15 protein-coding genes are annotated in these 14,084 nt (G+C 69.2%); 9 read left to right on the plus strand and 6 right to left on the minus strand.

The annotated features are described in order from the left end of the window. Window positions 1-98: 98 nt before the first annotated feature. Together PSC72_RS20445 and PSC72_RS20450 are read right to left on the minus strand one after the other, a co-directional pair. Complete coding sequence (locus PSC72_RS20445) at window positions 99-2,438, minus strand: glycoside hydrolase family 2 TIM barrel-domain containing protein (RefSeq protein ID WP_274323271.1); 2,340 nt, start codon at window positions 2,436-2,438, stop codon at window positions 99-101. Between the two features lie 82 nt (window positions 2,439-2,520). After that, window positions 2,521-3,252 carry an HFX_2341 family transcriptional regulator domain-containing protein gene (locus tag PSC72_RS20450; protein ID WP_274323272.1) on the minus strand — a complete coding sequence of 244 codons (732 nt, stop codon included), beginning with the start codon at window positions 3,250-3,252 and terminating at the stop codon, window positions 2,521-2,523. A 173-nt stretch (window positions 3,253-3,425) separates the two neighbouring features. Here PSC72_RS20450 and PSC72_RS20455 point away from each other — a divergent pair, with 173 nt between their 5' ends. Both PSC72_RS20455 and PSC72_RS20460 read left to right on the plus strand, forming a co-directional pair. After that, window positions 3,426-3,587 (plus strand): hypothetical protein, encoded by a 162-nt coding sequence (locus tag PSC72_RS20455; protein ID WP_274323273.1) that lies wholly within the window; start codon window positions 3,426-3,428, stop codon window positions 3,585-3,587. A gap of 105 nt (window positions 3,588-3,692) precedes the next feature. Further along, on the plus strand, window positions 3,693-4,316 hold the full coding sequence (locus PSC72_RS20460) for an NUDIX hydrolase (protein WP_274323274.1): 624 nt from the start codon (window positions 3,693-3,695) through the stop codon (window positions 4,314-4,316). A gap of 57 nt (window positions 4,317-4,373) precedes the next feature. On the opposite strand, the gene PSC72_RS20465 is transcribed toward PSC72_RS20460, so the two are convergent. Beyond that, window positions 4,374-4,598, minus strand: coding sequence for a hypothetical protein (locus PSC72_RS20465; RefSeq protein WP_274323275.1), 225 nt, complete (start codon window positions 4,596-4,598; stop codon window positions 4,374-4,376). Between the two features lie 107 nt (window positions 4,599-4,705). Between PSC72_RS20465 and PSC72_RS20470 the strand changes: the two genes are divergently transcribed. The 6 genes from PSC72_RS20470 (at window position 4,706) to PSC72_RS20495 (ending at window position 10,712) form a co-directional block, all read left to right on the plus strand. Further along, complete coding sequence (locus PSC72_RS20470; protein WP_274323276.1) at window positions 4,706-5,215, plus strand: NUDIX hydrolase; 510 nt, start codon at window positions 4,706-4,708, stop codon at window positions 5,213-5,215. 135 nt (window positions 5,216-5,350) lie between these two features. Further along, window positions 5,351-6,616: a serine hydroxymethyltransferase gene (gene glyA / locus PSC72_RS20475; protein WP_274323277.1), complete on the plus strand. Its 1,266-nt coding sequence runs from the start codon at window positions 5,351-5,353 to the stop codon at window positions 6,614-6,616. Then, the gene (locus PSC72_RS20480; RefSeq protein WP_274323278.1) at window positions 6,613-7,140 is read left to right on the plus strand and encodes a GNAT family N-acetyltransferase; all 528 of its coding nucleotides are present in this window, start codon (window positions 6,613-6,615) and stop codon (window positions 7,138-7,140) included. The genes glyA and PSC72_RS20480 overlap by 4 nt, the downstream gene beginning before the upstream one ends. A 46-nt stretch (window positions 7,141-7,186) precedes the next feature. Beyond that, a complete protein-coding gene (locus PSC72_RS20485; protein WP_274323279.1) occupies window positions 7,187-8,017 on the plus strand; it encodes a hypothetical protein in 831 nt (276 codons plus the stop codon). A 485-nt stretch (window positions 8,018-8,502) separates the two neighbouring features. Beyond that, window positions 8,503-9,333, plus strand: a complete 831-nt coding sequence (gene panB, locus PSC72_RS20490) for a 3-methyl-2-oxobutanoate hydroxymethyltransferase (RefSeq protein WP_274323280.1) — start codon at window positions 8,503-8,505, stop codon at window positions 9,331-9,333. 80 nt (window positions 9,334-9,413) lie between these two features. After that, a complete protein-coding gene (locus tag PSC72_RS20495; RefSeq protein ID WP_274323281.1) occupies window positions 9,414-10,712 on the plus strand; it encodes an ABC transporter substrate-binding protein in 1,299 nt (432 codons plus the stop codon). Between the two features lie 45 nt (window positions 10,713-10,757). On the opposite strand, the gene PSC72_RS20500 is transcribed toward PSC72_RS20495, so the two are convergent. From PSC72_RS20500 to PSC72_RS20510, 3 genes are read right to left on the minus strand one after another with little or no spacing between them, the layout of a single operon-like run. Continuing rightward, window positions 10,758-11,834, minus strand: coding sequence for a S66 peptidase family protein (locus tag PSC72_RS20500; protein ID WP_274323282.1), 1,077 nt, complete (start codon window positions 11,832-11,834; stop codon window positions 10,758-10,760). A gap of 60 nt (window positions 11,835-11,894) precedes the next feature. After that, a complete protein-coding gene (locus PSC72_RS20505) occupies window positions 11,895-12,194 on the minus strand; it encodes a hypothetical protein (RefSeq protein WP_274323283.1) in 300 nt (99 codons plus the stop codon). Window positions 12,195-12,203: 9 nt separating this feature from the next. Then, the gene (locus PSC72_RS20510; protein ID WP_274323284.1) at window positions 12,204-12,545 is read right to left on the minus strand and encodes a 2Fe-2S iron-sulfur cluster-binding protein; all 342 of its coding nucleotides are present in this window, start codon (window positions 12,543-12,545) and stop codon (window positions 12,204-12,206) included. A 146-nt stretch (window positions 12,546-12,691) separates the two neighbouring features. Between PSC72_RS20510 and PSC72_RS20515 the strand changes: the two genes are divergently transcribed. Then, window positions 12,692-14,062: a geranylgeranyl reductase family protein gene (locus PSC72_RS20515; protein WP_274323285.1), complete on the plus strand. Its 1,371-nt coding sequence runs from the start codon at window positions 12,692-12,694 to the stop codon at window positions 14,060-14,062. The last annotated feature ends 22 nt before the right edge of the window (window positions 14,063-14,084 follow it).

The following is a 14,084-nucleotide window of genomic DNA, read 5'->3' on the forward strand; positions in this document are numbered from 1 at the left end:
CCGGTTCGCGGGCGTCGATACGCGGCGGCCGACCAGCGAACCGCGACCGCCGAGGAGTAATCGCGACCGCCGAGGAGTAATCGCGACCGCGGCGGCAGTCAGTCGTCAGCGCCGACGGCGACTCGCACGCTGTCGCCGTCGAGGCCGTCGGCCTCCGCCGTAATCTCCAGGGGGCCGCCGTCGCGGTCGGCCTGGACGACGGCGATGCAGGTGCCGTGGTACGCCGAGCGCGACTCGGCGACGTACGGTTCGTTGCTGTCGAGGTCGCCGTTGTCGACGCCGACGATCTCGCCCGCGCCAGCGGCGGAGAACCGGATCTCGTCGTCGGCGCGCGGGACGCGGACGCCCTCGTCGTCGGTGACGGTCGCCTCGACGTAGACGAGGTCGCGGCCGTCGGCGGCGATGGTCTCGCGGTCGGCCTCCAGTTCGACGCGGTCGGGTTCGCCGGCCGTCTCCAGTTCGTGCTCGGCGACGACCTCGCCGTCTTCTTTCCCCACGGCTCGCAGCGACCCGGCCTCGTAGGGAATGTACCACTCGATCATCCGGTCAGTGGTGTCGGCGAGTTCGCGCTCGCCCATCCACTCGCCGTTCCGGTACAGTTCGACCGTCTCGCAGTTGGTGAACGTGACGAGGTGGACGAAGTCGCGCGAGCCGTCGCGGTCGGGGAACGTCCAGTGCTCGGAGACGGCGGGCCAGCTCCAGTTGGGTCGGCCCGCCGGGCGCTCGCGGTCCTGGTCGAACGCGGCGATCTGGACCATCGGTTCCTCGGACCAGACGCTCTCGTGGAAGCCCGTCTCGGGCTTGGGCGCGCCGGTGGTGTCGATCAGTCCGGTGGCCCAGCCCTTGTTGGGCCACTCGCGGGACTCGCCGAGGTAGTCGATCCCCGACCAGATGAACTGGCCCGCGACGAAGTCGTTGTCGGCGACGCCGAACCAGGGGTTCTCGGCGATGAAGCCGATGTCCTCGTCCTCGCCGCCGAGGAAGAAGGGCTTGGCCTCCGAGCTGATGATCGGTTTGTCGAGGCCGGCCTCCCGGAACGCCTCGAACCACTGCTCCTGGTAGTTACACGAGAGGACGTCGACGTGCTCGCCGATGTCTTCCAGCTGGGCGATCATGCCGGCGGTGTCGCCGCCCCACGGCGCCGCGCCGTAGGTAACCGGCCGCGTCGGGTCCATCTCTGCGGTGGCCTCGGTGAGCATCGCGAGGTCGTCGAGCATCGAGTCGTCGCCCTGGTCGTAGGACTCGTTACCGACGCTCCAGCAGACGATCGACGGGTGGTTGCGGTCGCGGTCGATCATCGCCGCCAGGTCGCGGCGCCACCACTCGTCGAACCACTCGTCGGCGCCCTCGTGGCGCCACTTGTCGAAGGCCTCGTCGACGACGAGGAAGCCCATCCGGTCGCAGAGGTCCAGCAGCTCGGGCTGGGGCGGGTTGTGGCTCATCCGGATGGCGTTGCAGCCGATGTCCTGGAGGGTCTCCAGGCGGCGTTCGAGGGCGCGCTCGGGCACCGCGGCGCCGAGGCAGCCGGCGTCGTGGTGGAGGTTGACGCCCTTCATCGTCACCGGATCGCCGTTGAGGTAGAAGCCCTGGTCGCTCGTCCACTCGAAGGTGCGGATGCCGAACGGCGTGACGTAGTCGTCGACGGGTTCACCGTCGCGGTAGACGACGCTGCGGACGAAGTGGCGGGTCGGCTCGTTCAGCGTCCAGCGGTCCGGATCGGCGACCGAGAGGCGCTGTTCGAACTCGTGGGCCTCGTCGGGCTCGACCGTCGTCTCGCTCCCGGCGGTCGCCACGATCTCGCCGTCTTCGTCGACGATGTCGGTCTCCAGCGCGCAGTCGACGGCGCCGCTCTCAGCGTTCTCGACCTCGGTCAGCACCTGGACCTCCGCGCGGTGGCCGTTCGCGGCGGTCGTGCGCACGTCGGTGCCGAACGGCGTGATAGCGACCGAGTCGGTCTCGATCAGGTAGGCGTTGCGGTAGATGCCCGAGCCGGTGTACCAGCGACTGTGGGGGTACTCGTCGTTGTCGACGCGGACGGCGAGCGTCTCGCCGCCGGAGACGCCGAACTCGTCGAGGTCGTAGGTGACCGTCGAGTAGCCGTACGGTCGGTGGCCGACGTGTTCGCCGTCGACGTACACGTCGAAGTTGCGGTAGACGCCGTCGAGGCGGAGCGTCGGCTCGCCGTCGACGTCGTCGGGCAGTTCGCGGCGGTACCAGCCGATCCCGCCGGGCGCGAAGCCCTGCTGCTGGTCGCCGGGATTGTCCGGGTCCCACGGTCCCTCGATGCTCCAGTCGTGGGGCACCTCGACGGCCTCCCATTCGGAATCGTCTAGCGACGGGTCCTCCCCGTTCTCGACGTCGCCGCGGTGGAACCGCCAGCCCTGCTCTAGCCGGCGCGTCCGTCGGTGCTCCTCGCTCGGTCGCGAGCCCGCTGTCATACGGTGACACTCACCCACGTCCGCCAATTAGTTTCCGACTTCGGATCACTGCGGGGGTCCGTGGAGTCGGGGGTGCCCGCTGTCAGTCCTCGTCGATGAGATAGCGGAAGGCCCTGAGCGTGTTGCGGCCGCTCTCGGTCAGCGAGACGCGGGTCGAGCGGCCCACCTCTTCGAGGTCGACGTAGCCGTTCTCGGCGAGCGGTCCGAGGACGTGGCTGTCGAGCAGGCGGTACTCGCTCTTGCGGTTGGCGGCGTCGCGCTCGGCGATGAACGGGAGGTCCGCTTGCTTCCCGAAGTCGATGAGGTCGCGCTTGCGGGCGCCGTCCTCGCGGTCGAGGTAGTCCATCACGGCGACGTGCTGGGGTTCCGGGCTCTGCATCGGGTAGGTGGGGAGTTCGGTAATCTCGCGGATCCCCTCGGCGACGTCGCCGTCGGTCTCGGCTGCGTAGCGCTTGGCGCGGACGTAGTACGGCGTCGCGCCGGTCGCCATGCAGGCGATCATGCCGCCGATCGCGGTGACTTTCGACCCCGAAGCGAGGTTGACGTACACCTCGTGGTCGGCGAAGCGAGTCGCCAGCTCCGCCACGGTCCCGATGGAGTCGTAGAAGTCGAAGATGTTGCACGGGACCGTCTCGTGGTCGATCCCCTCGGCGTCGAACCGTTCGCGCACCGTCTCGGCGTAGGAGGGGTGGTCGGTCTCGTCCTCGTACCGCAGGAGGACGACGCGGTCGGCGCGCAGTCGGACCGCGGGCAGGACGATCCGGTCGTTCTCGTAGCCCACCGGGATGAGGTGGACCCGCTCCGGGACTTCCATGCTCGACGCCTCTCGGCCCGCCGGGAAAACGATTGTCCTGACACAGCCGACACAGCGACCGACGGGCGGGCGGTCGCGGAGTCGCCTCGCCGAGACCGCGACCCGTCCGCCGATTATACGCGGTGAAAAACGCGACGGGGGATTTTTGGTGGGATGCGTCGTCAGTGGGGGACATGCCGGTCATGGCGAGCGACGACTTCTCGGTCCACACCGACGACTGTGACCGTTTCGACGACGGAATGCCGATATCGAACCTCCCCGACGAGGTGACGTCGATCGACGACCTCGACTGCGAGTGCTGGAGCGGTTTCGACTCGCTCGACGAGATCGGGTGACCGGTCGCGGGCCCGTCCGCTCCGTTACCGCCTCACCGCGTGGCGTGGTACCGGTGCCCGCCGCGGGGCTACGCTTTTCACGTCCCCCCGCGACCATCGTTACTCGTGCCCTCTGTTCACGTCAATCGGGAGGCGGTCGAGCGGCGGATGGAGCGATTGCGGGACGAGTACGGCGAGGTGGCCGTCGAGGAAGTCGACGAGGAGGTGCCCCCGGAGCGGTTCGAGACGCTCCGGGAGGGATCCAGGAGCGGGTACATCGGCGGCGCGTACGCCTGGGTCGTTCGCGAGCCGGACCAGGCGGCCGACCTCACCGAGTCGATGCCCGACAGCGTCGACGACGGCCGACGCGTCCTGATGATCCTCGGCCGCGGCGCCACCCGCTGGGGGCTGGCCGGCGGCGGCCAGGAGGGCGACGAAACCTTCGAGGAGACCGCCGTCCGAGAGGTCCGCGAGGAGACGAGTGTCGAGTGCGAGATCACCGACTGCTTCCTGTTTCGCCGCTTCAGGACCGACTCGGCGGGCGACCACGACGAGCGGTTACACGCCCTCTACGTCTTCTTCGACGCCGCGTACGCCGGCGGGCACATCGCCGTCCAGCCGGGCGAACTCAACGGCGCCGCGTGGTTCGCCGAACCCCCCGGTCGGATGCACCCGGCCAACGAGTTCCGCGCCGACGACTTCTGGGAGGACTACGCGGCCGACGACCCGCTCGGTGACTTCGAGTGGTGAGACGGGGACCGGACGGACGCTGCCTGCTCGCGGACAGGCCGGGGCGTTCGAACCGGCTCAGTCCACCACCTGGATGCGGTTCATTCGGCAGATGGGACAACAGACGGCCGTCTCGGACCGCGGGACGACGAACTGCACCTCGCAGGTCTTGCAGACGTACGTCTTCCCGCGGTCCTGCGTGACCTCGGTTATCTCCGCCATCGGTTCGACCTCGATACCGCCCGTCGGGACCGGTTCGCTGCGCTCGTGTCGTCGGTCACGGCTTCCACTGTCCCGTGACATAGGGCCGCACGGTATATGCCACTTGTTACCAAATAGTGCCGTGTGGTCCCAGCACAGCGGGGCCGAGCCACCAACGACCAAATACCGCGGTCGACAACGCCCAGGAGATGGACGCGATACGCGATCCGGCGACGCTCCGGGAGGAGCCGGACGTCGAGTACAGCGAGACGCGGACGACCGACGGACAGGACGCCTTCGACTACTTCGACGGCATCGCGGGACTCGTCGCGATCGGGATCACGAACGACGAGGGCGCGGTGCTGCTGATGGACAGCCCGCACGGCTGGCGGCTGCCCTACGGGCACGTCGACGCCGGTTCGGACTGGCTGGCGCGGACCGAGGAGATCGGCGAGATGCTGACCGGCGTCCCGGTTCGAGCCGCCGAAGTCCTCCGGGTCAGCGAGATCACGCACGAGTTGCGAACCGACGCGGACCAGACGGCCACGAGTTTCGACGCGGTCGTCGGCACGGACCCGGTCGACGGCGAACCCCTCGCCCACGATCCGACCTTCGGCGAGTGGGAGACCCTGGAACTGGACTGGTTCGACGAGGTGCCCGAGGACGCCTACCACACTCACGCCGACGCCGTCGACGACATCGAGTACTTCCTGGAGTGAGCGCTGGCGTGGCCGGGTCGCGGCCGCGGCGCCGCCGCTCGGCGATCCGGGAACGATGACGACTGTGTCGACTGTCGCGTCATTCAAGATTATGTCTGCACAGTAGCTTTACCGGTCTCCTGCGACCGTCCGGGTATGCCGACCGATCTCTCGCCCGTCGACGACGCGCTGGCGGACGCGCTCGACGACGAGCGGACGCGCCAGCGGGAGACCCTCTCGCTCGTCGCCAGCGAGAACTACGCGAGCGAGGCCGTCCTCGCGGCCCAGGGGTCAGTGTTGACGAACAAGTACGCCGAGGGGTCGCCGGGGGAGCGCTACTACGGCGGCTGTGAACACGCGGACGCAGTCGAGCGGCTCGCCCAGGAGCGGGCCCGCGAACTGTTCGGTGCCGACCACGCCAACGTCCAGCCCCACTCCGGCACGCAGGCCAACCTCGCCGCATACCAGGCGCTGCTCGACTCCGGCGACACGGTCCTCTCGCTGGAGCTGCGCCACGGCGGCCACCTCAGCCACGGGCAGCCCTACACGATGGTCGACGAGCACTTCGACGTGGTTCACTACGGCGTCGATCCCGAGACCGGCCGGCTCGACTACGACGCCGTCGCCGCACGCGCCACGGAGACCGAGCCCGACCTGATCGTCTCGGGCTACTCGGCGTACCCCCGAGCGGTCGACTGGGAGCGGATGCAGACCATCGCGGAGGACGTAGGCGCCTACCACGTCGCGGACATCGCGCACCTGACGGGGCTGGTCGCGGCCGGCGTCCATCCCTCGCCCGTCGGCGTCGCGGACCTCGTGACGGGGTCGACGCACAAGACGATCCGCGCGGGCCGCGGCGGGATGATCCTCTGCGGCGAGGAGCGAGCCGACGCCGTCGACACCGCCGTCATGCCGGGCTGTCAGGGCGGTCCGCTGATGCACAACGTCGCCGGGAAGGCCGCGGGGTTCGCCGAGGCGTTGACGCCTGCGTTCGATGTATACGCTCGCCAGACCGTCGAGAACGCCGCTGCTCTCGCGGATCGGTTGCAGACCCGGGGATTCGACCTCGTCTCGGGCGGGACGGACGTCCACTTCGCGCTCGTGGACCTCCGCGAGACGCACCCCGAACTCACCGGCGCAGCGGCCGAGGCCGCCCTCGAATCGGTCGGTCTCGTCGCGAACAAGCAGACGGTGCCGGGCGACCACCGCTCGGCGACCGTCGCGAGCGGCCTGCGGATCGGCACGCCCGCGATCACGACCCGCGGGTTCGACGCGGCGGCGACCGAGCGACTCGCGGACGCGCTGGTTGACGTGCTGGACGCACCGGACGACGAGGCCGTCCGGGACGACGCCCGCGAGACCGTCGCCGAACTGTGCCGGCAGTTCCCGGTCTACGACGGCGGGGCGGTGGCATCGGCATGAACATGTCGACGCTGCGGATCCGGCGCTACCGACCGAGCGACGGCGAACGGGTCCGCGAACTGAATCGCGTCGCGATGGCCGAGACGCCCGAGTGGGTGCCCGACGCGCCCGACGAGGACCTGCTGGACGTGCGCGGCCACTACCTCAACGGCGGCGGGGAGTTCTTGGTCGGTGAGACCACGCACCCGGAGTCCGACACCCGGCTCGTCGCCACCGGCGCCTACGAGACGCTCGACGGCTGGATGGCCGAGCAGTTCGACGCGACGGCGGGGACCGCCGAGCTCTCGCGCATCCGCGTCGAACCGGACCTGCAGGGGCAGGGGTTCGCCACCCAGATCGTCGAGGAACTCGAACGGCGCGCCCGCCGCGCGGGCTACCGGGCGTTCGTCCTCAACACCGGCGTCGACAACGAGCAGGCCCGCGGGTTCTACGAGTCGCTCGGCTACGCCTGCGTCCGGGAGACAACCGTCGAGTTCGAGGGCGTGACCCTCGACCTGGCGCTGTACTGGTCGCGGCTCGACTGACGGTCAGTAGTTCGGTTTTAAGCCCGTCCGCGGCGGACAGTCGGTCATGTACGGCATCCTCACCGCCGACGCCGATCTGGCCCGCGAGGGCCTCGGCGACCGCACGTACTACTTCGCCGAGCGGGTGTCGGGCACGCGCCGCGACCCCGTCCCCGGCGTCGTCAACTCCGTCGCCTGCTGGGGCGACACGGAGGCGGTCCGGGAGTCGCCCGACCGGGCCGCGGTGGCCGGCGACGGGACGCCCGCCGCGCCCGACGTGGAGGGTCACCACTGGGGGACCGTCTGTCCGACCGATCCCGACTACCGCGCCGCGCTGCTCGACCGGATCGCCGACGTGGGCGCGGTCGGGGACGTGCGCCTCACGACACCGGGGTTTCCCGGCGAGGACTTCTGCCGCTGTGACCGGTGTGAGCGGCTGTTCGGCGAGAGCGACTTCGATGAGCGGGTCGAGTGGCGCTCGACCGTGATCACCGAGTTCGTCGCAGACGCGGCCGACCGCGCGGACGGCGACGTGATCGCGACGCTGTATCCCGACCCCTACCCGGGCCACTTGCAGGAGCGGGCCGGGTTAGATCCCGCGGCGCTCGCCGAGCACGTCGACGGCTTCCTCGTCCCGCTCTGTGGCACCGGCTACGAGACGACCTACTGGGTCGAGTCGCTGGCCCGCGGGTTCGCGTCGGCAGTCGGTGACCTGGACGCTTCGCTGTCGTTCCAGCTCTCGACCTCCGGGACCGAGGCGGAGCGACTGGCCGGGCTGGCGCGGCAGATTCGTGAGTTCGGGGATGGCGTGGTGTTCGGGATTCACCGGACCGACGCCGACCTGATCCGGGACGTGTTCGCCGAGCTAAACGGTCCGGAGTCGTCTGTCGTCGCGTGAGTGTTCGAGTTGCCGCTGTTGTACGGTCCGTTGTTTCGCCTCGATCGCTAGAAGTTGATCTCGGGACAGGAGACAGCGGGTGTCGAAAGCCCTCGGCCCGCTCGCGGGCGCTGTGCGGGATATCCTCGGTCGCTGGCGCTCCCTCGGATAGGGCCCGCGCACCACCCGCGAGCGTGCCTCGCCCTTTCAGTCCGCCAGGAGACTCGCTTTGTCGTCGCCTGAGCCCTGGCTCGCTCCGCTCGCCAGGACGCCAGGAATCGCACCGCACAGCACCGCAGACAGCCACACGCCTCCCCAGCCGATTGCGTTGCTCGGGACTCGCTCGCGCTCGCCCTGCGCTACTCATCCCTCGCACGGCTACGTCGCGGCACGGAGGCCGCGACAGCGCGCGCCGGTCGGCTTGATGGGACGTCTCGGTACTCGGAGGTCCTGTCACGCTCCGGCAACTGATAAACGGGAGGGGAGTCGAAGTGAGACCAATCGCGATGTCTCGCAACACCATTCCGGACCTCTACGAGAAGTACGACGCGGGCGAGCCGCTGACGATGCTGACGGCATACGACGCGCCGATCGCTCGGCAGGTCGACCGCGGCGGCGTCGACATGATCCTCGTCGGCGACAGCGCCGGCGACAACCACCTCGGGTACGACGACACGCTGCCCGTCACGCTGGAGGAAGCGCTCTCGAACACCGCCGCTGTCGTCCGCGGGACCGAAGAGTCGTTCGTCGTCGCCGACCTGCCCTTCCTCACCTACGGCACGTCGATGGAGGAGTCGGTGCGGAACGCGGGCCGGTTCCTGAAGGAGGCGAACGCCGACGCGGTGAAACTGGAGACCGCGCCCTACGGCGAGACGACCATCGAGATCGTCGACCGCCTCACCGAACTCGGCATCCCGGTCCAGGGCCACGTGGGCCTGACGCCCCAGCGGAAAAACGAGATAGGCGGCGCGTACGTGCAGGGCCGCGACACCGGCACGTCGTCGCCGGGCGAGGCGCTCGTCGAGACCGCCCAGCGCCTGGAAGAGGCTGGCGCGTTCTCTATCGTGCTGGAGACGGTCAGCGAGGGCGTCGCTCGCGAGGTGACCGAGGCCGTCGACGTGCCCACGATCGGCATCGGCTCCGGCCGGTACGTCGACGGGCAGGTCCTGGTCGTCTCCGACGTGCTCGGCCTCGGCGCCGAACCGTACAGCCTCTCGAAGCAGTACGCCGACCTCGACGCGGAGATCCGCCGGGCCGTCGAGCGGTACGTCGGCGAGGTCGAGTCCGGCGATTTCCCGACGCGAGATAACGCTTTCGACCCGGTCGACGAGGACTGACGAACGGGTTCGGCCCGCGTGAGTCCCGTTCTCGGCCGCGATCCGAAACTACTATCTGTTGGTTTAGGCTTGCCTAATCCATGGGCGACAGCGACGACAGCCGACGGCCGACGCGTCGACAGTACATCGCGGGCGGGGGTGCGCTCCTCGGGGGCGTACTGCTCGCCGGGTGCGCCAACAACGGCGGGGAAACGCCGGACGCCGGGGCGGCCGACGGCGAACCGACTGCGACCGAGCGGACCGGGGCCGACCAGACGCCGACGCTGACGGCAACCGACGGGGACACGGACACGCCGTCGCCGACCGACCAGTCGACGGCGACCGCGACGGACAGCGGTCCGTACACGGCGACGCTCTCCCCGGTGGGCGAGGTGGCGTTCGACTCGGTCCCGGAGAACGTCTTCACGATGTACAACCAGTACGCTGACATGCTGGTCGCGCTGGGCCACGGGGACGCCGTCAACTCGATGTTCGTACCGGACATGGCCGGTCCGACGATGAACCACTACTACGAGCGACTGGAGGGCGTCTCCTTCGAGTGGGAAGGGCTGGTGAACCCGTACGACGACTTCTCCAAGGAGTTCTTCTACGGGCTCGACAGCGACGTCCACCTCCTCGATCCCGCCTGGGCGACCACCCAGCAGAACTGGAGTCGGAGCGACGTCGAGGAGATAACCGAGAACCTCGGGCCGTTCTTCGGGAACTTCTACAGCGGGACGCACGCCGACCCACCGGAGGCCTACGCCGACAGCTACCAGTACTACACGCTCTGGGAGCTGTTCGGCCACGTCGCCGACGTCTTCCGCGAGCGAGAGCGGTACGAGCGACTCAACGCCGTCCACAGCGACCTCCTCAGCACCATCCGGGCCGACCTCCCGCCGGAGGACGAACGGCCGACCGCCGTGCGCGTCACGCTCGGCGACGGCCAGTTCTGGACGTACCACCTGAACCGCCCGGGCTTCTGGCTCGCCGACACCCGGCCGCTCGGCGCCGTCGACGCCTTCGGGAGCGAACAGTGGGACGGCCTCTGGGGCTCGGTCGGCTACGAGACGATGGCCGAAGCCGACCCGGACGTGATCCTCCACCTCTGGGGCATGACGCCGCGCTACGACATGGCGTCGGTCCGGGAGCAGCTCCAGTCGCACTCCGTCGGCCAGACCCTCTCCGCGGTCGAGAACGACCGCGTCTACGCGCAGGGCATGCGGTATCAGGGCCCGCTCATGAACCTCTTCCAGATCGAGATGACCGCGAAACAGCTCTACCCCGACGTCTTCGGCGAGTGGCCCGGGTACGAGAACGGCGAGCACTACCCCGAGATCCCCGCCGAGGAACAGCTGTTCGACCGCGAACGCGTCGCCTCCATCGTCACCGGTAACTGACGCGACCGCCGGCACCGCGACTCATCCGACGGTTTCTTCCGTCGCTCAGGGGAATCGAATCCGCCGTTCGTCGGTATCAATTTCTATCCGACCTCCCATCGGGACGGGAGCGTTCGGGTTCGTGTGGCCGAAATCGAGGTCGAAGACGATCGGTACGTCGGAGTCGTACTCCCGGACCCACTGCCGGATCGCCTCCCGCTGGTCGGTCCGGTACGCTTCTCGCTCCTCGCCGCTGCGCTGATCTTCGCGGCTGCGCGTCTGGGGCCGACCGACGACCACCGCGTCGAACCGCTCCAGCAGGCCGCGCTCGCCGAAACAGGTCAGTATCCGCCGCACCTCCTCGGCGCTCGGCAACTCCTCGGACGTTTCGAGCGCGAGGACGGCCCCGTCGAGCGCCTCCAGATCGGGAACCGCCCGGTCGGCGGCGAGCAACCACTGGAGCACGGTGAGACAGCCGCCCCACAGCCGGCCCGAAATCGTCTCGCCGGCGTGCTCGTCGGGCACGTCCCACTGCCAGCCGTCGTTGTCCTCGTATTCGGGCGTCGTGTCGGGGAAGGCGTCGCTACCCCATTCCACGACGTCGTCGGTCCACGCCTCGGCCGGTTCCAGTTCGCCGAGCGACTCCTCGAAGAGCGCCCGCCGGAGGTACCGCTCGGAGTACTCGGGGAAGTCGCCGGCCGTAGCGACGTTGTTGAGCAACTGCCCGCCGTAGTACGAGACGATCCCGTGCGTCCAGAGGTAACTGGCGAGGCAGGAGTTGTCGCTCATCCCGAAGAACCGGGTCGGATTCCGTCGCAGGACGTCGCCGTCGAGGTGTTTCAGCACCCGGATCTGGTCGTCGCCGCCGATCGTCGCGAAGACCGCGCTGATCTCGGGGTCGCGGAACGCCTCGTGGACGTCCTCGGCTCGCATCGCCGGGTTCTCGCGGAGTTCGTCGGGATCGGCCTCGGCGGTCTCGTAGACGACGGGTTCGAGGTCGAACCGGTCGCGGAGCCGTTCCAGCGCGAGGTCGAGGACGTCCGGGAACACCGTCGCCGCACCGCTGGAGGGTGCGATCACCGCTACCTGGTCGCCCGGTTCGGCCGCTGGTGGGGTGGTGAACTCCCCGCCGGCGTCGCTCATGTCCGGTCGGTCAACCGCGGATCGAATAGCGTTTGCCCCAGTGTGGGTGTCAGTGACACACTACCGGCCGCGCCGGCCGCGGCGCCCGGCGAACCAGGGTCGGTGCCACCACTGCCAGATCCGCTTGGTCGCGCGAGTGACGGGGAACGGGCCGTGACCGAGCATCGTGAGCGCGAATCCGACCGCCAGCGTGCCGACGAAGACGGCGGCGCCGGCGCCGGCCGCCAGCAGGTAGGGTCGCGCGGCGTCGACCGTCGGATCCACGGCGAGAAAGAGGACGGTCAGCGCCGCGACGACGGACGGGACCAGCGCGTCGACGAGGCTCAGGAGCGCGACGCCGACTGCGCGGGCGATACTCATGTTCGACGGTCAGTCGTCGGCGGAGGCGGCGTCGGGGTCGGCGCCGGCGGCCGCGGCGGCGTCGTCCTCGATGCTGGGCGGGTACTTGCCGCGGTCGAGTTTCAGGTCCGACTGCGGGCGGGCCATGCAGGTCAGCGCGTAGTTCTCGGCTTCCTCGTCGGTGAGGCCGCGGGCGGCGGGCTGGGTCACCTCGCCCTCCTCGATCTTCGCCGAGCAGGCGAGACACATCCCCACGCGGCAGGAGTACTCCTGGGCGATCCCCTCCTCGATACACCGGCTGAGGATGGTCTCTTTGTCGGAGACCGTGATCGTCTCACCGGTCCCCGTGAACTCGACGGTGTAGTCGGTCATGGCCACCGGTTCGGTGGTCTCCGCCTAAACTCTTTATGCCCGCTAGCGGTGGTCGGCCGTCGAGACTGTCGAACGGGCGGAAACTCGCCACAGGGGGCCGCGACGTTGGTAAAGAGTTTTGCCCCCTCCCGCGTGAACCTTGGACCATGACTACGCGCGAGTACGACGTCGTCGTCGTCGGGGCGGGGACCGCCGGGTGTTACGCCGCGGCGACCGTCGCCCGCGAGGGCTACGACGTCGCGCTCCTCGAGCGCAAGCCCGAGGAGGAAGGGGGCCACATCGCCTGCGGCGACGCCCTCAAGGGTGCGGGCTCGTTCCCGGACGCGATCCCCCAGTCCAAGATCGATCCCGCGATGACCAACACCGACGTCGACCACGGGCGCTTCGAGATCCCCCAGGAGGACACCGTCCTGGAGATCCCCGTCCCCGGCGAACTGGCGGTCATCGACCGCTGGGAGTACGGCCGCCGGATCATCGAGGGCGCCGAGGAGGCCGGCGCCGACCTCCACTACGACACGCTGGTCCAGGACGTCACGCAGGCCGACGACGGGACCGTCACCGGCGTCCGCGCGATGCGGAAGGGCGAGCAGATCGACTACGACGCGGAGATCGTCATCGACGGCGCCGGCGCGCTGTCGATCCTGCAGGACAAGGTCGACTTCGACGGGAGCACCTTCGACACGAACGTCAGCTACCAGCAGTTCTGTTCGGCCTACCGCGAGGTCGTCACCGTCGACGAGCCCGTCGAGTGGTCGGACGCGCTCGTGTTCAAGCCGACCGAGCGCGCCGCGGGCTACCTGTGGTACTTCCCGCGGACCGACACCGAGATCAACGCCGGCCTCGGCTTCCAGATGACCGAGGAGCCGATGAAACTCGTCGACGACCTCAAGCGCGACCTGCGGGACCGCGAGGAGTTCGAGGGCGCCACCGTCGAGGACAAACTCGGCGCGGCGCTGCCGACGCGCCGGCCCTACGACTCGGCGGTCGCGCCGGGATTCATCGCCGCGGGCGACGCCGCCGGGCTGGTCAACCCGACGACCGGCGGCGGCATCGGCGGCGCCGCCCACTCGGGCCAGTACGCGGGCGAGCAGGCCATCGAGGCCATCGAGGCCGGCGACGTGAGCGAGGACCGCCTCTGGGAGTACAACAAGAACGTCATGGACCACTTCGGGGCGCGCTTCGCCACGCTCGACGTCTACAACATCTTCGTGACTGCCTACGACATCGACGACCTGATGGGGATGCTGGCCGCTCTCCCCGCCCAGAACATCGCCGAAGGGCTCTACGAGGGCGAGACCGAGATCGGGCTCTGGCTGAAACTCAAGACCGCCCTCAAGTCGTTCGGCCACTGGGGGACCATCTACGACCTCTACGAGACGAAACAGCTCGCCGAGCGCGTGCTCGACCACTACGAGGACTACCCCGACGCTCGCGCCGGGTTCGCCGACTGGCAGGCCCGACGCGACGATATCATGGACGACGTCTACGCGACGACCGGCGCCGACCCCAAGTACTGACCCGCCGTCCCGCTGGTTCTCC

It is taken from the genome of Halosimplex aquaticum, from assembly GCF_028747785.1.
Classification (GTDB): Archaea; Halobacteriota; Halobacteria; order Halobacteriales; family Haloarculaceae; genus Halosimplex; species Halosimplex aquaticum.